The sequence below is a fragment of the Shimia sp. MIT1388 genome (assembly GCF_047124445.1).
GTDB lineage: Bacteria > Pseudomonadota > Alphaproteobacteria > Rhodobacterales > Rhodobacteraceae > Shimia.
Genome location: NZ_CP138921.1, coordinates 2,362,513 through 2,380,535, shown reverse-complemented (window position 1 = coordinate 2,380,535; position 18,023 = coordinate 2,362,513). Strand labels below are relative to the sequence as shown.

General features: G+C 59.4%; 22 protein-coding genes. 7 read left to right on the top strand and 15 right to left on the bottom strand.

The annotated features are described in order from the left end of the window. Positions 1-3 precede the first annotated feature (3 nt). The 10 genes from maiA to hmgA all read right to left on the bottom strand — a co-directional run bounded on the left by maiA (position 4) and on the right by hmgA (position 9,043). Positions 4-639: a maleylacetoacetate isomerase gene (gene maiA / locus SIB92_RS11880; RefSeq protein ID WP_412552257.1), complete on the bottom strand. Its 636-nt coding sequence runs from the start codon at positions 637-639 to the stop codon at positions 4-6. A 10-nt stretch (positions 640-649) separates the two neighbouring features. Beyond that, a complete protein-coding gene (locus SIB92_RS11875; protein ID WP_412552256.1) occupies positions 650-856 on the bottom strand; it encodes a DUF2783 domain-containing protein in 207 nt (68 codons plus the stop codon). A gap of 4 nt (positions 857-860) precedes the next feature. After that, positions 861-2,471: an FAD-dependent oxidoreductase gene (locus SIB92_RS11870; RefSeq protein WP_412552255.1), complete on the bottom strand. Its 1,611-nt coding sequence runs from the start codon at positions 2,469-2,471 to the stop codon at positions 861-863. A gap of 416 nt (positions 2,472-2,887) precedes the next feature. Beyond that, the gene (locus tag SIB92_RS11865) at positions 2,888-3,838 is read right to left on the bottom strand and encodes an MBL fold metallo-hydrolase (protein WP_412552254.1); all 951 of its coding nucleotides are present in this window, start codon (positions 3,836-3,838) and stop codon (positions 2,888-2,890) included. 2 nt (positions 3,839-3,840) lie between these two features. Next, complete coding sequence (locus tag SIB92_RS11860; RefSeq protein WP_412552253.1) at positions 3,841-4,326, bottom strand: hypothetical protein; 486 nt, start codon at positions 4,324-4,326, stop codon at positions 3,841-3,843. A gap of 3 nt (positions 4,327-4,329) precedes the next feature. Then, on the bottom strand, positions 4,330-4,797 hold the full coding sequence (locus SIB92_RS11855; protein WP_412552252.1) for a DUF2059 domain-containing protein: 468 nt from the start codon (positions 4,795-4,797) through the stop codon (positions 4,330-4,332). 71 nt (positions 4,798-4,868) lie between these two features. Beyond that, a complete protein-coding gene (locus SIB92_RS11850) occupies positions 4,869-5,429 on the bottom strand; it encodes a dihydrofolate reductase family protein (protein WP_412552251.1) in 561 nt (186 codons plus the stop codon). A gap of 5 nt (positions 5,430-5,434) precedes the next feature. Beyond that, entirely contained in the window at positions 5,435-6,700 is a 1,266-nt protein-coding gene (gene fahA, locus SIB92_RS11845; protein WP_412552250.1) for a fumarylacetoacetase, read from the bottom strand. 21 nt (positions 6,701-6,721) lie between these two features. Further along, positions 6,722-7,579, bottom strand: a complete 858-nt coding sequence (locus SIB92_RS11840; protein ID WP_412552249.1) for an MBL fold metallo-hydrolase — start codon at positions 7,577-7,579, stop codon at positions 6,722-6,724. 108 nt (positions 7,580-7,687) lie between these two features. Next, a complete protein-coding gene (gene hmgA / locus SIB92_RS11835; protein WP_412552248.1) occupies positions 7,688-9,043 on the bottom strand; it encodes a homogentisate 1,2-dioxygenase in 1,356 nt (451 codons plus the stop codon). A 79-nt stretch (positions 9,044-9,122) separates the two neighbouring features. Between hmgA and SIB92_RS11830 the strand changes: the two genes are divergently transcribed. Both SIB92_RS11830 and SIB92_RS11825 read left to right on the top strand, forming a co-directional pair. After that, a complete protein-coding gene (locus SIB92_RS11830; protein ID WP_412552247.1) occupies positions 9,123-9,563 on the top strand; it encodes a MarR family winged helix-turn-helix transcriptional regulator in 441 nt (146 codons plus the stop codon). Positions 9,564-9,766: 203 nt separating this feature from the next. Then, positions 9,767-10,039, top strand: a complete 273-nt coding sequence (locus SIB92_RS11825) for a VPEID-CTERM sorting domain-containing protein (protein ID WP_412552246.1) — start codon at positions 9,767-9,769, stop codon at positions 10,037-10,039. Positions 10,040-10,076: 37 nt separating this feature from the next. Here SIB92_RS11825 and xrtE read toward each other — a convergent pair whose 3' ends face one another. The 3 genes from xrtE to SIB92_RS11810 all read right to left on the bottom strand — a co-directional run bounded on the left by xrtE (position 10,077) and on the right by SIB92_RS11810 (position 13,131). After that, on the bottom strand, positions 10,077-11,615 hold the full coding sequence (gene xrtE / locus SIB92_RS11820; protein WP_412552245.1) for an exosortase E/protease, VPEID-CTERM system: 1,539 nt from the start codon (positions 11,613-11,615) through the stop codon (positions 10,077-10,079). Between the two features lie 54 nt (positions 11,616-11,669). Continuing rightward, positions 11,670-12,479, bottom strand: a complete 810-nt coding sequence (locus SIB92_RS11815) for a division plane positioning ATPase MipZ (protein ID WP_412552244.1) — start codon at positions 12,477-12,479, stop codon at positions 11,670-11,672. A 103-nt stretch (positions 12,480-12,582) separates the two neighbouring features. Next, positions 12,583-13,131 carry a pseudouridine synthase gene (locus SIB92_RS11810; RefSeq protein WP_412552243.1) on the bottom strand — a complete coding sequence of 183 codons (549 nt, stop codon included), beginning with the start codon at positions 13,129-13,131 and terminating at the stop codon, positions 12,583-12,585. A gap of 83 nt (positions 13,132-13,214) precedes the next feature. On the opposite strand from SIB92_RS11810, the gene SIB92_RS11805 reads away from it, so the two are divergent. The 4 genes from SIB92_RS11805 (at position 13,215) to SIB92_RS11790 (ending at position 16,393) form a co-directional block, all read left to right on the top strand. Further along, positions 13,215-14,360 carry a trans-sulfuration enzyme family protein gene (locus SIB92_RS11805; RefSeq protein ID WP_412552242.1) on the top strand — a complete coding sequence of 382 codons (1,146 nt, stop codon included), beginning with the start codon at positions 13,215-13,217 and terminating at the stop codon, positions 14,358-14,360. Positions 14,361-14,569: 209 nt separating this feature from the next. Continuing rightward, the gene (locus SIB92_RS11800) at positions 14,570-15,061 is read left to right on the top strand and encodes a hypothetical protein (protein WP_412552241.1); all 492 of its coding nucleotides are present in this window, start codon (positions 14,570-14,572) and stop codon (positions 15,059-15,061) included. Positions 15,062-15,240: 179 nt separating this feature from the next. Beyond that, positions 15,241-15,762: an SRPBCC family protein gene (locus tag SIB92_RS11795; protein WP_412552240.1), complete on the top strand. Its 522-nt coding sequence runs from the start codon at positions 15,241-15,243 to the stop codon at positions 15,760-15,762. 34 nt (positions 15,763-15,796) lie between these two features. Then, the gene (locus SIB92_RS11790; protein ID WP_412552239.1) at positions 15,797-16,393 is read left to right on the top strand and encodes a TetR/AcrR family transcriptional regulator; all 597 of its coding nucleotides are present in this window, start codon (positions 15,797-15,799) and stop codon (positions 16,391-16,393) included. Between the two features lies 1 nt (position 16,394). Here the strand turns inward: SIB92_RS11790 and SIB92_RS11785 are convergent, their stop codons facing one another. Beyond that, entirely contained in the window at positions 16,395-17,030 is a 636-nt protein-coding gene (locus SIB92_RS11785; RefSeq protein ID WP_412552238.1) for a DUF3885 domain-containing protein, read from the bottom strand. 145 nt (positions 17,031-17,175) lie between these two features. On the opposite strand from SIB92_RS11785, the gene SIB92_RS11780 reads away from it, so the two are divergent. Further along, positions 17,176-17,592: a VOC family protein gene (locus tag SIB92_RS11780; protein WP_412552237.1), complete on the top strand. Its 417-nt coding sequence runs from the start codon at positions 17,176-17,178 to the stop codon at positions 17,590-17,592. Positions 17,593-17,597: 5 nt separating this feature from the next. On the opposite strand, the gene SIB92_RS11775 is transcribed toward SIB92_RS11780, so the two are convergent. Next, entirely contained in the window at positions 17,598-17,972 is a 375-nt protein-coding gene (locus tag SIB92_RS11775; RefSeq protein ID WP_412552236.1) for a DUF4345 domain-containing protein, read from the bottom strand. Positions 17,973-18,023: the final 51 nt, after the last annotated feature.

The window sequence follows — 18,023 nt, the reverse complement described above, 5'->3', positions numbered from 1 at the left end:
AGACTAGTTGGGACGGACCTGATCAGGATGCGCAGCCGTAAAAGCCGGGTGCGCGGCGCAGGCGGATTCGATGGCTTGAAGGCGGGGGAGGTCGGAGAGGTCCACGCCCCAGCGGTGGGCATTGTAGAGCTGCGGCATCAGGCAGAGGTCCGCCAAGGTAGGCGTGTCCCCGCAGCAAAAGGGCGTTTGTTCAAACCCTTCGAGAAGCGTGTCAAAGGCGGCCAGTCCGGGGCGGATGAAATGCTGCATCCAGGCGCGGGTGGCGGTGGGCTTGTCCTCGGCGTCAGATGTGGCGTGGCGCACGACGGAGAGGTTGCAGACCGGGTGCAGGTCGACCGCGATGCCGTGTGCCAAGGCGCGGACCTGTGCACGCTGAGCTGGATCGTCCGGCAGCAGGCCAAGCGCGCGGGTGTCGTTGAGATAGTCGAGAATGGCCAAAGACTGTGTGAAGCGGTGGCCGTCGATGTCGAGCACCGGGACCAGACCCTGCGGGTTGCGGGCCAGATGATCTGGCCCGCGGTGGTCACCTTCGAGCAGGTCCACGGCCACGCGCTCGAAAGGCTCGTCCGCAAGGTGCAATGCGATGCGCACACGGTAGCTGGCGGAGGAGCGCCAGTAATCGTAAAGCACGGTGCTCATGCCGGGCGACTCATCGTTGGTGGCCACTGGCCTGAGCGGCTTTGAGGGCCTCGTCCAAGACCTCATTGTCGCCGATGTGGTTGGCGAGCAGGAAGATCAGTCGTGCGTTGAGCGCGTCGCTGCTGGATTTTTCAAGACCGTCGTGGGCGCGGGCGAGAGCATCAAAGAAGCCGTCGGCGTTGTCCAGGTTGGGGCTCAGGATCAGCTTGTCAGACATCAGATCACTCCTTGCCTGTGGCGCGGCGTAGGGCGGCGCGGAAATGGGGTTCGTCAAAGGCTTCACGGCGGGCGGCGACGTGTTGATCCGGGCGGATCAGGTAGACGCCAGCTGTGGCATCGCCGAGGTACTGCCGTTTGAGCGTGAGCGTTGGGTCATCACGCACCGAGAGCGCCAGGCGGGTGGCAGTGACGCCATCCTCCTCAAAGCTGTCCGGCGCCTCGGCGTCGATGGTCAGTAAGATGAAGTCATTGCCGAGTTTACTCAGCAGGTGATCCTCGCCGAGTGGGGCATCCGGGCAGGGGCTGCCGGGGCGCGTGAGGTCGGGTGCGGCCAGCGCGTCAGCGGAGTTGAGCATGCTGCCGTCATAGGTGCAGGGCACAGATAGGCGGCCCGAGTTGACCAGTGGCTGCGCAAAGGTGTGATGCGCGGAGAGGTCCAGCACGGCGTCTCGTAGGATGCGGCTCATCTCGGATTTGGGGGTGATGAACTCGGTCGAGCGGGTGGAGTTGAGGATGTTTTCATCCGCACCATAAGCCCGCTCGGTGTTGTAGCTGTCCATGAGGGTTACTGGCGCATTACCGTCGAGCACCAGTTTTAATTTCCACGCGATGTTGTCGGCGTCTTGCAGACCGGAGTTGGCACCACGGGCGCCAAAAGGGGAGACTTGGTGTGCGGAGTCGCCGGCAAACAGGGTGCGGCCATGACGGAACCGCTCCATGCGGCAGCACTGGAAAGTGTAGATGGAGACCCATTCGAGGTCGAACTCGGCCTCGTCGCCCAGCATGGCTTTGAGGCGGGTCATGACATTTTCCGGGCGCTTCTCGCGTTCTTTGTCGATGTCGCGGCCCAGTTGCAGGTCGATGCGCCAGACGTTGTCGGGCTGTTTATGCAGCAAGGCGGATTGGCCCCGGTTGAACGGCGGGTCAAACCAGAACCAACGCTCGGACGGGAAGTCGGCTTTCATCACCACATCAGCGATCAGGAAGTTGTCTTCAAAGACTTGCCCGTCAAAATCCAGCCCCAACATGCGGCGGGTCGGGGAGTTGGCCCCGTCACAGGCGACCAGCCAGTCTGCCTCGAGGGTGTAACTGCCTTCGGGAGTTTCCACCTCGAGGGTTACATGGGTGTCGTGTTGGCCGATGGCCTCGACCTTGTTGCGACCGCGGATTTCGATGGGCGCGCCTTCGGCCTGCATCTCGCGGATGCGTTCGACCAGGACCTGCTCAAAAGTGTATTGCTGTAGGTTGATGAAGGCGGGGTTCTTGTGGCCTTCTTCCTCGGTCAGGCTGAACTCATAAACTTGGCGGGTGTCAAAGAAGACTTTGCCGGTGTCCCATTGCACGCCGCGTTCCACCAAGTGGTCACCACAGCCGAGGCGGTCCATGATTTCCAGCGGTCGTTTGGCAAAACAGATGGCGCGGGAGCCGAAGGACACCCGGTCATTGTCATCCAGAATGACGGTTTTGATGCCTTGCTGTGCCAGATCAATCGCGGTGGCGAGACCTACAGGGCCCGCGCCGATGATCACCACCGGATGGCGGACGGGCATGCCTTCGTCCTGATCCGGACTGCGCGTGTAGGCGTAGAGCGGGACGTCAAAAATCTTGCTCATGGGGCTCCTCCTCCCAAGGACAGGCGCGTTTGTTGGGGGTAGCGTGGCGCGCCAATGGGCCGCGCGCAACGACATAGATCAAGGACGTGGGGTTTTACTTACCCCTTCGACTAATCTCGCCCCTTTGAAGGGTCGAAAGCGCTTACGGGACGTCCATCAATTGTTATCTCGCTTGCCTTCCTCATGCTCGGTGCAACGTTTTGAGATTTCATTCGAAGGCACAAACCCGCTCTCAAGCCGTTGGCAACGCTCTTCAAGTCTGAAACCAAGATGTAGTGGGCTTCATGATGGCCGGCCTCTGTTGTGTCTTTTGGCACAGCTGATAACGCGTATTGCCCTTCAGAATTCGACCAAGGTTCTTGTGTCTCACCTGCAAAAGATCCGCGTGAAACAGTGCTTTCAATCTTCATAGTCAATTACCCCTGCAAGGCCTCCCACATTTCCAGATCGCGCTGGGCGGTCCAGATACGCGGGGTGTCGATGCCTCGAGCTTCGTCATAAGCGCGGGCGACGTTGAAGGGCAGGCAGTGCTCGTAAATGGCATAGTCTGCGAACTTCGGATCACATTCCGCGCGCACCGCGTCCCAGGCTTCTTTTAGCGTGCCGCCGCGGGCTGCAACCTTGGCAGCAGGGCGGTAGGTGCTTTCGACAAAGTCGCGGGTGTTTTCGATGGCGGCGTTGACCATCTCTTTGCCCACCAGCGCGTCGCCACGGCCCGGGGCAATGGCGTCCACGTCGAAGGCGGCGATGTTGTCCAGCGTGTCGCCCCAGTCGGAGAAATGTCCGTCGCCGCAATAGCAGGCCGAGTGGTATTCGACGATGTCGCCGGTGAACATGACGTTCTGGTCGGGCACGTGGATGACGATGTCGCCAGCGGTGTGGGCGCGACCCAAGTGCATAAGGTCAATGCGGCGGTTGCCGAGATAGACGGTCATGTCATCGGAAAAGGTGGTGGTCGGATAGGTCAGGCCCGGGATGCTTTCGTGGCCCTCAAACAGGCGCGGGAAGCGTTGGAACTCGCTGTCCCAGTCTTCCTGGCCGCGCTCCACCACCATGGCGCGGGCGGCGTCGCCCATGATGATCTGATCTGCGCCATAGGCCGACGCGCCCAGCACGCGTACGGCGTGGTAATGGGTCAGCACCACATGAGAGATCGGCTTGTCGGTGACAGAGCGCACGCATTCGATGACCTTGTTGGCCAGACGCGGCGTGGCCTGGGCTTCGACAATCATCACGCTGTCATCGCCGATGATCACGCCGGAGTTCGGGTCGCCTTCTGCGGTGAAGGCGTAAAGGCCGTCTCCAACTTCGGTGAAAGAGATGTTTTTCTCGGTCATGTCCCCTTGGGAGGCGAAGGCTTTGGCCATGGTTAGCGGTCCTTTTGCAGAAGTTGGTCAATCGCCCAGTCGAGACGGACGGGCGTGTAGTTGTGGGCTTCGACGCCGACATTGCCGCGGCGCGGGGCGCTGTGAAATGCGGTGTCGTGGGTGTGACAGTGGAAGTGCAATGTGCCGCGCCACCAGCCGTTCCATTCCTCAATGGGATAGTGAAACAGCACGATTTCGCGGTCATTGCGCTTGAGCGTGATCAGGTCGCGGCCCCAATCGGCTTCGTCGCGGTTGCCATTGAGGCGGACGATCTTGCCGTTGAGTTGCGCGAGATACGGTTCCCGGGGGCGGTCTCTTGGCCAGGCGAAGTCGCCGAGGTGATAGACGGTGTCGTCTTTGCCAACCACAGCGTTCCAGTTGGCGGTCAGCGTTTTGTCCATCTCTTCGACGGAGGCAAACGGCCGGTTGGCTTTCTTCAGGATTTGCCCATGTCCGAAATGGGTGCAACCGGTGAGAAACTCCGCCATGATTCAGTACTCGGAGCTCATGATTTCGAGCAGTTGCGGCGTGATGCGGCCCTGCATCTCTTGCATGTCCGGCGCGAGCGCGCCCATGACCTGCTGCATCATCGGGCCCATTTTGCCCATAATGGATGCGCCGTGTTCGGAGCTGTAGAAGGTGATGAGCGCGTCGATTTCCTCAGAGGTGAAGATCTCGGCGGTGGTGGATTCCATCAACTCTTCGAGTTTTGGCCGAAGGGTGGTCATTTCACCGGACATCAATTCGCCAATGGCGGTCTGTTGCGCCTCTGACAGGGTGACGCCAGGGGGCATGGAGGCCACAACCTGTGCCGCCATGCTTTCCGGAGAGAACATGTCCGTCATCATCTGCTGCACTTCGGGCATGTTCACGTAGGTCTTGGCCAGCTCTGCGGCGGTTTCGGCCTGTGCGGAGGACAGGCTGAGAGAGAGAAGGGCGGCCAGGGCGATGCGTTTCAAAAGGGTCTGTCCTGTTGGTTTATTTGAATAAGACCTGCTTAGGCGGCAGCCGCCCATGTGCCAAGTGGGGTTTAGGTGGCCTCGGATGGTGGGCCCGCGATGTCATAGTCCAGTTGCAAGATGCCACCGGGTTTCTGGCTCGACGTTTTGAGGGTCAGATTTTGCTGCGCGCCTTTGGCAAAACAAGGCAGGCCGTCGCCTAGAATGGTGGGCATGACAAAGACAGAAATCTCGTCAAACATGCCCACATCCAGCGCGGCGCGTTGGGTTTCGCCGCCGCCCATGATCCAGACCTTTTGGTGGCCATTGGCCTCAATCGCCGCGCGCAGGCCGTCAATCGGGCCAGCGGCGGTGATGTGGTCGCCTTTGTAGTCGTGGCGGTGGGTCAGCACGTAGCCCGCGCGATCCCCGTATGGCCAGCCCCAGCCTATAACCTGTCGGTAGGTGGCGCGGCCCATCAGTACCGCGTCCACCTCTTCGATAAAGGTGTTGTAACCGCCAGCGTCTTCACAACTGCATTCGGCAAGGGCGGCATTGAATGGATCAAGCCAGCCCACCCCGCCATCCGGGGTAGCGATGTAGCCGTCCAGACTTTGTGCGATATATCCGACGTAGCGGGGGGCGGTGGCCATGGGCGTTACCTTTCGAAAGGGTCCGAAAGCGCAGGCAAAAGCGTGCCGGTACAGTCGCCAAATCCGATGGTGTACCCGTCCCCTTTGGCCGCGCCTTGGAGGGTGAGTGTGTCTCCATCTTCAATGAAGGTACGGGTCTCGCCACTATCAAGGGTCAGCGGCTCATTTCCGCCCCAGCTGAGCTCCAAAAGGCTGCCGCGCTCGGGTTTTGTCGGGCCGGAGATGGTGCCGGAGCCCAAGAGGTCCCCGACGTTCATCGGGCAGCCCGAGGTGCTGTGATGCGCCAGCTGTTGGGCGGCGGAGTAGTACATCTGGTCATAGTTGGTGCGGGCGATTTCGGTTGGCTCTTTGCCTTCCGGTGCCATGGTGACGGACAGGTCGATGTCATAGAGCATCGGCCCCACGTCTTTGAGGTGATCGAGCAGCTCAAAGTCCCGCTCCGGCGTGTTGGTACGGAAGGGTTCCAGCGCCGCCTTGGGGACGATCCACGGGGAGATCGAGGTGGCGGTGGCTTTGGCTTGAAACGGGCCGAGCGGTTGGTATTCCCAAGCCTGGATGTCCCGTGCGGACCAGTCATTGAGCAGCACGTAGCCAAAGATCATGTCATCGGCTTCCTGCACGGTCACAGGACGTTGGGAGAACTGACCGACGATGGCGCCCATCTCCAGCTCGATGTCAAAGCGGCGCGAGGGCAGAAAGGCAGGCATGTCATGGTCCGGGGACTTCAACTGCCCCCAAGGACGGCGGATGTCGGTGCCGGAGACCACCACAGAGGAGGCACGGCCATTGTAGCCAATCGGGATGTGCAGCCAGTTGGGCGGCAGCGCGTTTTCCGGGCCGCGGAACATGGTGCCAACGTTGAAGGCGTGGTTCCGACCGGCGTAGAAATCGGTGTATTCGCTCACCGCAAAGGGCATGTGCAGCGTGGCGTCGGCTATGGGCAGGGAATAGTAGGTCAGCGCCTCTTGAGTTTCTTCCGAGGCGTCCTCGGCCAGCATGGCCTGCAGTTTGGCGCGGTAGTCGGCCCAGACCTGCGGACCCAACTCCATGAAGTCGTTCCAGAACGGCGCGTCCAGTACGTCTGCATCGGGATCAGCGCGCAGGGTGCCCGCTTCCTCAAGGCCGGTCAGGTCGATGATGCGGTCGCCAATGGCGGTGCCACACCGCATCTCGCCGTCGTCGACGGAAAAGACGCCATAGGGCAGGTTGTTGAGCGGGAAAGGGCAGGCAGCGTCATTGGCGCTTGTGACCCAGGATTTTAACAAAGACATGCGCGTTTCCTTTTGTGGTGGTCAGTCGAGCGGAAGGGACATTCCGTCGGTGCCGATGAAAAGAGGGCCGGACCAGGTGCGGGAGGTTTCTTCCTGCCAATGGGTCTCGGTGAAGTTTGGATCGTCACAGGGGACGAGGTGGTTAAGGGCCAGCTGTTTGACACCGGCCTCGGTGGCGATGCGCCCGGCTTCGGCGGCGGGGGTGTGGCTGCGTTCCAAGTGGATACGTAGGCGGTCGTCGCCGTTACCCACGCGAGCGCAGAGCGCGTCAATGCCGGCAGACAACATCGCTTCATGCACCAGCAGGTCGGCATCTTTGGCGAGGTCAACCATTTCGGCAATTGGCGCGGTGTCGCCGGAGAGCACGACGCTGTGTTTTGTGCCATCAAACCGCAGGGCATAGCTGTCGGTGATGGGCGGGTGTGCGTTGCGCAGGGTGGTGACTTTTAGAGGACCGAGGTTCACTTGACCGGGTTCCAGAACGTGGATCTGCGCCAGCGGTTCCAGTGCGGGGCGGCCTTCGTCACGCAGGCGCAGCTCTACATCAAAAGACATGGCGTTGAGGAAGCCTGTCCAATAGTGGTCCAGCCCGTCCGGGCCATAAATCGGAATGGGTTTGTTCAAACCTGCGGTCCAGGCTGTGTGCAGCAGTGGTCCCAGTTCCAGATAGTGATCGGAATGCAGGTGGGTGATCAGGATGGCGTCCAGATCGGTCAAGGCTACACCTGCGTCACAGAGCCCGCGGCTGACCCCAAGGCCCGCGTCCACAAGGATGGTCTGACCATCCATTTCCACCAGAATGGAGGTTGGCATACGGGTGCCGGGCCGGATGGCGGGGCCGCCTTTGGTGCCCAGAAGGGTGACTTTGTTCGCGCGCATAGGTCTTCCTGATATTCATCTGACGCCCCCATGGTTTTCTCATTCCAGAAATATCCTGGGGGAGTCACAGTGTGCTGTGACGGGGGCAAAGCCCCCAACAACAGGAGCTTACTTCTTGCCCGGAGTTCCGTCGAATTTCTTTTCGATGTCCACCCAGCAGTCGATGTAATCGTCCTGCACCGGGGCTTCTTTGGCGGCAAATTTGGTGATGTGCTGCGGGAAGCGGGTTTCAAACATAAACGACATGGTGTTGTCGAGTTTGTCCGGGCCGAGGTTGGCGTTGGACGCGCCCTCAAAGGCGTTTTTGTCCGGGCCGTGCGGCATCATCATGTTGTGCAGGCTCATGCCGCCGGGGACAAAGCCCTGCGGTTTGGCGTCATACTGGCCGTAGATGTTGCCCATCAGCTCAGACATGATGTTCTTGTGGTACCACGGCGGGCGGAAGGTGTCCTCGGCCACCATCCAGCGCTCGCGGAACAGGACAAAGTCGATGTTGGCGGTGCCTGGCACGCCGGAGGGCGCGGTCAGCACGGTGAAAATCGAGGGGTCTGGGTGGTCAAATAAGATTGCGCCAACCGGGCAATAGGTGCGCAGGTCGTATTTCACCGGCGCGTAGTTGCCGTGCCAAGCGACGACATCCAGTGGGGACTGATCGATGTTGGTGCGGTGGAACTGGCCGCACCATTTCACAGTTACGGTGGAGGGTACTTCGCGGTCTTCATAAGCGGCTACGGGCGCCTTGAAGTCACGTGGGTTGGCCATGCAGTTGGCGCCAATCGGGCCGCGCCCCGGAAGGTCAAATTTCTGGCCGTAGTTTTCGCAGACAAAGCCGCGCGCCGGGCCTTCGAGCACCTCAACGCGGTACACCAGACCACGCGGCAGGATGGCGATCTCTTTGGGTTCCAGATCAATGATACCCAGTTCCGTGGAGAACCGCAGCACGCCTTCCTGTGGCACCACCAACAGTTCGGAATCGGCGGAGAAGAAGTACTCGTCTTCCATCGAGGTGTTCACGAGGTAGATGTGGCTGGCCATGCCGACCTGGGTGTTCACATCGCCGGCGGTGGTCATGGTACGCATGCCGGTGATCCAGGTCAGCGCTTCTTCGGTGTGGTGCACCGGGTCCCAGCGGTATTGGCCGAGGCTGCCGAGGTCTGGATCGACGTTGGGTGCAGACGCCCAATAAGGCACGTCGATTTTCTCGTAGCGACCGTTGTGTTTTACCGACGGGCGCAGGCGGTAGCACCAAGTGCGCTCGACATTTTCGGCGGTGAAAGCGGTGCCGGACAGCTGCTCGCCATAAAGGCCGTAGTTGCATTTCTGCGGGCTGTTCATGCCCTGCGGCAGGGCGCCGGGCAGGGCTTCGGTTTCATAATCGTTGCCAAAGCCGGGCATGTAGCCCTCATGCGGGCCAGCCATGGAAGGGGCCTTCTGCATGCGGGTCGGAACTGTGTGCTTGGTCATCGGGTCGCTCCTGATCTCGAATTTGGTTGCGGTGGTAATAGTTGTTTTTGTAACTAACAAGCAGGAGGACGCGCAGAAAATGACAAAAGCTGATGATTTCGATTTGCAGGCGTTTTTGCCTTACCTGCTCAATCAGGCGGCGGAGGAGGCCAGTCTGGGGTTTCAGAAGGTCTACAAGGACCGTTACGGGCTGTTGCGCAGCGAATGGCGGGTGCTGTTCCATCTTGGGATTTTTGGGCGGCTGACGGCGACGGAGATTGGGGCCAAAGGCAAGGTGCATAAAACAAAGGTCAGCCGAGCCGTGCAGCGGTTGGCAGATCGGCGGTTGGTGAAACGGGCGCGCAGTGAGGAAGATCGGCGGGTGGAGTGGTTGGAGCTGACGCCTGCGGGAGAGAAAGTTTACCGAGATCTGCGCGAGGTGGCGCAGGCGTATGAAGGCAGTCTATTGGCGCAGTTGAATGAGGCTGAGGTGCAGTCTCTGAAAGGGATGTTGCTGAAGTTGGCGGGGCGCACAACTTGAGCGAATCAATTTGGAGGTTCGATTCGCTTTCGGTGTTGTGGTTTGGCGACAGTTCCGGCCCTTGCAGTTGATTGTTTTTCAAATGCGGACAGTCTTGGCACGAGAAGACAAAATATTTTGCAATTGCAGCAATTTGCTTGAGGCGGTGGCTGGCTCTATGGCACCTTGATACCAATACAAATGCATAGGTCCGGGAGTTTTCTATGGGTCTTTTGAACAAAGCAAAAGTTGCGGCGATTGCAGTTTCCGCTTTGGCGGTCAGCGCTCCTGCCGCCCTCGCCCAGGACTACGGCGGATGGCGCGGCTGGTGGTGGCGCTGGTGGGGCGGCGGTGACACCGGAGGTGGTGACACAGGCGGTGGCTCCAACGCTGTGCCGGAAATTGATGCGGGGGCTGGCCTGTTGGCTGTGGCCGCCGTGCTCGCGACATTGGCGCTGGTTTGGGAACTGCGCCGCCGTCGTCAAAAACAAAATTAAGCCAGTCTCAACAGGCTGAGGAGAATTGAATGGGCGTTCAGATGAGCGCCCATTTTGCTGTCAGAAGAGCGGCCAAAGCAATGGTGGCATTGGCCGCGATATGTGCGGCGATGGCGTCCGAGGTTTCTGCGCGACGCAGGTAGAGCAAGCCAAAGGCCACGCCGGCCAAGGTGCCCGCCAGGAAACGGTCATGCATCAGGCCAAAGAGCAGGCTGGAGATGGCGATGGCCAGGATGGTCCAAACCAGCGTGTCTCTATGCAGGCGGCGCAGGAGGTAGCCACGGAAAAACAGCTCTTCGATGACAGGCACCAGCAGGATGGTGCCAAGCAGGCGGGTTGTGATCCAGAAAAGCGAAGGTGCGTCTGTGGCGGGCAGGTCTTGGGTGGGAGCCGTGACAATCCAGAGGATGCCAATTGCGAGGCCGACTGCGAGGCTCTCGAGCGATGGTCGACACCAGAGGGCGCGGATGGCGGGCAGGAAGACCAGCAGCGCCAAGGCCATGAGCAGAGCGCGGACTGGATAGCCTGCGGCCGGGTCCGGCCAGAAGGCGGAGACAAACACGCCAGATAGCATCATCACGATGAACGGCACAATCTTGGCGGCAAGCGTGTCCTGGCGGAGAGTGGCTGCGGTGTTTTTTGGCAATGGTGTGCGGTGCAGCCATTGCGCGCGGTGGGCGATCAAGACGATGAGCAAGGCCAACGCCGTGAACATCAGCCAGCCCGCGTAGGAGTGGAATCCGTTGAGGGCGTGCTCTGGTGAGACGCGAGCACCAATTATGATCAGGATGGCGATGCGTAGGATGTTGAACAGCCAGCTGGCAAGCACGGCGAGCGGGAAGACGATGAGCCAGAAGCGTTTCTGGCGCAGGTCCGGGCGCATAAGAGAAGCGTAAAAGCCCATGAAAATGGTGATGAGCGCGATGCCTTCGACGCCGGAGCATTGGCTGGCGATCTGTACCCAAAAGCCTTCGACGCCAATCTCGTAGGTGGGTGGGTGCACGCCCACGTCAAAGCCGGTGAGGGTCAATACCAGGAAAACCAGGAAGAAGGTCAGGCTGCTGAGGGTGCTCCACTCCCAGAGGGGGCGCATGAGGTCAGCGAGGTCGGGGACCAGAAAGCCAATGAACAAGGCTAGAGGCAACAGGTAGCTGTCGTTGCGCATCCAGTCGCGCCAGGCGGCGAGCGGTGTGACCCAGAATACCGCGCCTAGGGCCGTGAGTAGGCCACCAGAGGTAAGCAAAACAAGAGTGGGTGTGAAAGCACGGGTGATTTCTGCGGCGCCAAAAAGCGGCAGCGGTAAGAAGATCAGCACAAGCCCCACAAGGTGGAAAGGCATCCAAACCCGGTGGCCGGGTGACGCTGTGGCGCGGTCAGCCAGGGCACGGTAAGCGGCGGGGCGCAGCCAGAAATAGAGCGTCATCACAGTCATCACGGCCAAGCCGCGGGCAGTCATGGAGCGCAGCGCGCGACAGGCGGCTTCGATCTCGGTTTGACGGCACTCGATGGAGGCCATGACTTGATAAGCCAGGATGACCAGCAATAACTCGGACACCACAAGGGCGGCCATGGTCATCAGGCGCGTGGGACGCGCGGGGGGCTGTGTGGCTTGGCCGCGCGCTGTCATGGATTAGAAGTCGACGGAGACCCCGGGCAGGTTCAGCGCTTTGACAAGTTCGCGCAATTCCTGGCGGGCAGCCACGTTGGAGATGTTGAGTTGTTTCACGCCAATGTCGCGCAGGTCGAGCAGAGTCAGGCCACGCGGGAAAAGCTCGCGGAAGACCACACGTTCGTTGAAGCCGGGCGCAACGCGGAAGCCGATGCGCTTGGCCAAGCGGTCCAGCGCTTTGCCCATTTTCTCTTTGTTGACCATCTGTTGCGCGCCCATACGGTTACGCATCACAATCCAGTCGATGGGCTTGAGGCCAGCCTGCGCGCGCAGTTGGCGGGCGTTCCAGACCATTTCTGAATAGACCGATGGGCCGAGGATTTTCTCGCCGTCGGCGTCGATTTTGGCAAGCAAGTCGAAGTCGACAAAGCTGTCATTCAATGGGGTAACCAACGTGTCGGCCAAAGAGTGCGCCACCTGGCTTAGACGGGTGTGGGAGCCGGGGCAGTCGATCAGGATGAAATCGTTGTTGGGCTCCAGCATCGAGACCGCGGCCGAAAGGCGGTGGTCATAGATGTTTTCACCCGGCTGCAGCGCGCTTTGATCCACTTCCGGCAGGTCGTGGTAATCGGGGCTTGGCAAGTCGAGGCTGTTTTTCTGCAGGAACTTCCGGCGGTTGGCAACGTAGCTGCCAAAGCTTTTCTGGCGGAGGTCGAGGTCAATGCCGCCCACCTTGTGGCCCATGCGTGCCAGCGCGGTGGCGATGTGCATCGACAGGGTGGATTTGCCTGCGCCGCCCTTCTCGTTTCCGACCACAATGATATGTGCCATGCCCGATGTCCCTGCTCGTGTTTCAGTGCCGCGGCTCTTACGGCGCGGGTTTGTTGCTGTCTACTATATGTTGTGATTATCCACAGGAAAAGTGATTGCGTCGCTATGCGTCGCGCCAGGCGCCACTTTCCAATCCATCCAGCCGCCAATCGCCGATCTGTGCCCGAATTAGTCGCAGTGTGGGGTGGCCCACGGCGGCGGTCATGCGGCGGACCTGGCGGTTGCGGCCTTCGCGGATGGTGAGGGAAATCCAGGTGTCCGGGATCGACTTTCGCACACGAATTGGTGGGGTGCGCGGCCAGATATTAGAAGGTTCCTCAATGACTTGCGCCTTGGCGGGTTTGGTCAGGCCGTCTTTCAGATTTACCCCTTTGCGTAAGGCTTCAAGCGCGGCGACATCAGGTGTGCCTTCGACCTGCACCCAGTAGGTCTTGGCCATTTTGTGACGCGGGTCGGCAATGCGGGCCTGCAACTTTCCGTCGTCCGTTAAGACCATCAAACCCTCGCTATCGCGGTCCAGACGACCGGCCGGATAGACTTTTGGCACGTCGATAAAGTCCGACAAGGTGCGGCGCTTGCTACCTTCCAAGCCTTTGTCGGTGAATTGCGACAGCACATCGAAGGGTTTGTTGAAGAGTATCACGCGGGTCATGATGACCTCCTACACGGGCGTGCGCTGGGGTTGCAAGTTTCGTAGCGCTGCGGTCTTGTGCGCGCAAAGACGCGAAGGGGAAGATGATGGATTTCAAAGATATGTTGCCGGAAACCTTGTTGGCACAGGCTGGCGGGGCGATTGATCAGCAAAGCGGTGGCGTGGTGCCGCCGATCCAGCCAGCAACCACTTTTGCGCGGGATGAGAATTACAACCCTCTGAACGAAAACAACATTTATGCCCGACCGCACAATGATGTGGCGCGGCAGGCCGAGGCGGTTCTGGCGCAGCTGGAGGGCGGTGCTGCGGCGTTGTTGTTCCCGTCTGGCATGGCGGCCATTGCGGCGCTGTTTCGCACCGTGCCGACTGGTGGGCGGGTTATTGTACAGAGTGGTATTTACTGGAACACCACCAAGTGGATTCGGGAATTTTGTGAGCGTCGTCAGATTGTTATCGATGAGGTGGACGCGAGCAACAGCGAAGCTCTGGCGGAGGTTTGCGCCAAGGGGCCGGCCAATGTGGTTTGGGTGGAGACGCCGTCCAACCCGTGGCTGAAGGTGACCGATGTTGCGGCCGCGAAAAAGGCCGCGGAGAGCTGTGGTGCGCTTTTGGCAGTGGACAGTACGGCGGCCTCGCCGATCCTGACCAACCCGTTGAAATTGGGTGCAGATATCGTGATGCACTCCACAACCAAAGTGATCAACGGGCACTCGGATGTGCTTGGGGGCGTGCTGGTGGCCAAAGAGCCTACGCCGGTCTGGGAAGAGATTGAAGTGGACCGCGCCAGTGCCGGGGCGGTGATGGGGCCGTTTGAGGCCTGGTTGCTGTTGCGTGGGATGCGCACGATGGCGTTGCGGGTGGAGCGTATGGTGGGTAACGCCATGAAAATAGCGCATTTTCTGGAAGACCACCCGAAGGTGGACAGTGTGTTATTCCCGGGCTTGGAAAGCCACCCGCAGCATGCGCTGGCCAAGGCGCAGATGCCGGGAGGGGCGGGGTTCCTGATGTCTTTCCTTGTGAAAGGGGATAAAGAAACCGCGCTGCAAGTGGCTGGAAAGATGAAGCTTTTCCATCGCGCCACGTCGCTGGGCGGGGTGGAGAGCCTTGTGGAGCACCGCCACACCATTGAGCCGCACACCGGCATTCCGGAAACGCTGTTGCGGATCTCGGTTGGTGCGGAAAATGCGGATGATCTGATCGCCGATTTGGGACAGGCGTTGGGGCAGTAAGGGCCCCGATTTCCACGTCGGTATTGCGTCGGTATCGCGGCTGTTTTGCGACGGTGGCGATTTTGAGAGGCTGGTTGTGTGGCTTGCGCATTTGCGCACGAAAAAGCTGCGGCGATCTGCCTCTGTTGCCAACAAATTGTTAAGGCGTTTGGAAGACTATTGGCGCAGCACGACCGGGCATCGGCCCCAGGCAGCAGCGGACCAGGATATTGAAGAAACGCATCGAAAACCCAGCTTTGATCACGCCCGCCTATGAGGACGGGGGATTGTTCAAGAAACCGCCAACCGAGTTGGTGGTGAATTTGATTCCGAAGTTTTCCAAAAATTCCCGCAACGATGTGATCATCAAGGGCCTGGTGCAAAACGACGTGGAGATCGATGTGATCTTTGCGGGCCGCCGCAAGCGGGAGGCGGCGGAGATTGTCGCGCTGCTTAAGCGGAAGTGGGAGAATGCCAACTACCGCATTCCCAAAGGCTACAAGGCGCCCACCCGTAAGGACGTCTATGTGCCAACCCGCGTGCAGGGGTCCTGGCGCACCCGTGTGGTGGAGGATGAGCAAGAGTCCAACCTCTATGCCAAGGAATACCAGCTGTTGGTGGCGCGGTGGGCGTTCAATTCGGACACCGGCGAATTCAAAAGTTTTGGCGAGCCGCCGTTTCAGCAGCAGGTTGTTCAGACGGCTGAGGTCTCTAAAGGCTGACGTAATGGGCGCAGGTAGGCGCCGCGCAATCCAAGTTTACATGTGATCTGTGCAGGGGCTGCCGTTGGGCAGGCCCTGCGTTGAGCGTTTTAGGTCTCTGAACGACTCAGTTGACTTATCGATTTGTCGATCATATCTATCGATTGTTAGATAATGTTTTGCAGATGAAAGGTCGCATCATGCCGTCTATCAATTCCGTAACTGTGAAAGCCCCAGCGTCTGCGGCGTGGAAACTGATTGGGGATGAGTTTGTCGCCGTGGACCGCTGGATGGCAGCGATCCCGCGGGCCGAGGCCATTGAAGGACCTGCGCTGCCGGGCGCACCCGCCAAGGGGCGCAACTCCTATTTGGTGCAGAAATTTGCGCCGATGTATCAGGAAGAGGTGCTGACCAAGTTTGATCCCGAGGCGATGACCATCTGTGTCGATGTGACCCTGCACCATGGGCCCAAGGCGATGCCAATGAAGGGCTATACCTCGACCGTGACGGTGCGGGCGATCAATGATGTGACCTGTGAGGTGACCTGGATCGGAGAGGCGACGCCAAAGTGGTTTGCCAAACCGATGCGCCGGATGCTGACCAACAGTATGGACGCCGGATTTATCCGCAGTCTTGAGGAAATTCAGCACTTTGTGGAGACTGGTCAACCGCATCCGAGAAAGGTAGAAAAAATCAAATCCGAGGCGGCTTTGGCGGCCTGAGCCGTGCGTCAGGCGCGCGGGAATGGGAGGTCAGATGCAGGACACATCCATCAAGGCGCGCTTGATTGACGCTGGCAAAACGCTGTTCGCGGAGCGCGGTTATGCCGGAGCCTCGGTGCGTGAAATTTGCAAGGCGGCTGACGCCAGCTCGACGATGATCCACCACTACTTTGGCAACAAAGAGGGGTTGTTCAACGCCATCATTGATGAGTTCACGGCAGCGACATTTGATGTGCCGCTGCGCTTGATTTCCAAACCGCCCAAGACGAGTGAGGAAATGCGGTTGCGGTTGGAAATGTTTATCTCCGAGACTTTCCGGGCGTTGATTGCGCAAGCGCCAGTGTTTCGCATTCTGGTGCGGGAGAACCGCGGGTTTGTGGGCGGCGCACGCTATCATGAGGGGTTTGCGGCCTATTTGCGTGCGGCGCAGGAGGCGGGCTTTGTGGATGCGGAGCTGGAGGTGGAGCTGATCACCGGCATGGTGCTGGACCGGCTGGGCAATCAGATCATGTATGCGGCCATGATGAAGGGGGACGGCAAGACTGTGCTCAACGACGAGGCCTATGCTGAAGAGTGGCTGGCGGCGAACACGCAGGTGTTGTTGTTTGGCTTGGTGGGGCAGGCAGGGTAGATCACCCGGCGCCAAAGCTTGCGGTCATCTCCGGCCGGTTCCATTCCAAAAGCCAATCACCGAATGTGTGGTACAGCGGGATCAGCGCGTCTTTGGGTGTCGCGGCGACATCCATGCCGCGATCGTCGTAGGGATGCAGGACCAGGCTTTGTTGGAAATCCACAAAGTAGGCATCCGTGCGCAGGTCGGGTTTGATGCCGAGTTCGGCACCAAGCACCAGCCAGAGCACCTCTTGTAGCTGGCTTTTCTCGGTCAATTGAATGGCGTCCCAAAACCGATATTGATCGGTGTCGAAGTCGGCGACGACATCCGGATCGGTTTGCGCGACTTTGCCCAAGTGGGTGAAGTCTTTCCTATGGAGGCCGCAATGCTTCAACGGTTTCAGGTATTTCTTGGGGCGCGGTTCTTCGCCGTAGTAGCACGTTAGCAGCCAGATCGCTTCAGAGCGTTGAAACAGGGCTTCTGCCACGGCGCTGGCGCGCTCTATGGCTTGATTAAACCGCTTGAGCGGGCGCGATGTGGGAACGTCTTCGCCACCAAGCTCAAACCGCAAGGCGTGGTCCCATTCATAAAACAGCGCGTGCGGGAACTCTGTGCAAGGGAAGGCGTGATCAAAAGGGGCGAAGATGTCGGTCATAGGCGGAGCTTAGGACGTTGTTTGTGGATCGCAACCACTCGTTGTGTTGATCCTTTCTATGACCTTTCAGGTTTTGGACTTGCGCTCCCCGACTGGTGTTGTCTCAATGCGGGGAAACGCAAGATTGCCGCACAGGAGCCGCCCCATGAAACTCGAATTTCACCACATCAATTTTGTCTCCAAGGATGTGGATCGGCTGCATGACTTCTACACCAAAGTGTTGGGGCTGGACGATATTCCGCAAGAGGAGTTTCCACGTACGGAGGCGGACAACGAGAGTGGCTATGACGGGCAGATCCGTTTTGCCACCGATGGGGATATGCAGATGCATCTGGCGGAGCGGCGGCTGGATGTGGCTTTTGTCAACGGGCAGGTGATCAACCCGGTGGATCGCGGGCATATTGCCTTTCGCACCGATGACCTGCCGGCGTTTCTGAAAGTGCTGGAAGAGAATGGCGTGCCGTATTCAGATTACGGCACGGCCTTTGCCAAAGAGTGGCATCAGGTGTTTTTTCAGGATCCTGAGGGCAATGTGATTGAGGTGCACCAGCAGGTGGGCTGACGCGGCTAGTTGGTTTTGCGCAGCGCATGGAGGGCGAGTGCGGCAAACAAAAGTTCTGCAGCAAGGTAGAATAGCAGCAAAAAGTTTGGCAGACCGTCGAGTAGCAGGCTCAGGATACGACCAGCGGCGAGGCCTGTCATAAACAGAAACAGCGACCAGAGTGCCGCGCGCCGAAGCGGTTGGCGTGCCGCGCCTACAATCCAGAAGAGCAGATTGGCAAAGTAGAGCCCCATGATGGCGCGGAACACGTGACTTTGGTTGGTGCCTTCAACTGGGAACTCCAATAGATACGGAACAGTTTTGGTTGGTGCTGCGCCATAGGACAGGGCAATAGGAAGCAGTCCTAGAGCTGCCAAAAGCAAAACAACACGGGCAGACATAATAGACTCCTGAGTTTAGGAAGTGGCGCCACCTTACGCGTGCTGGGCTAA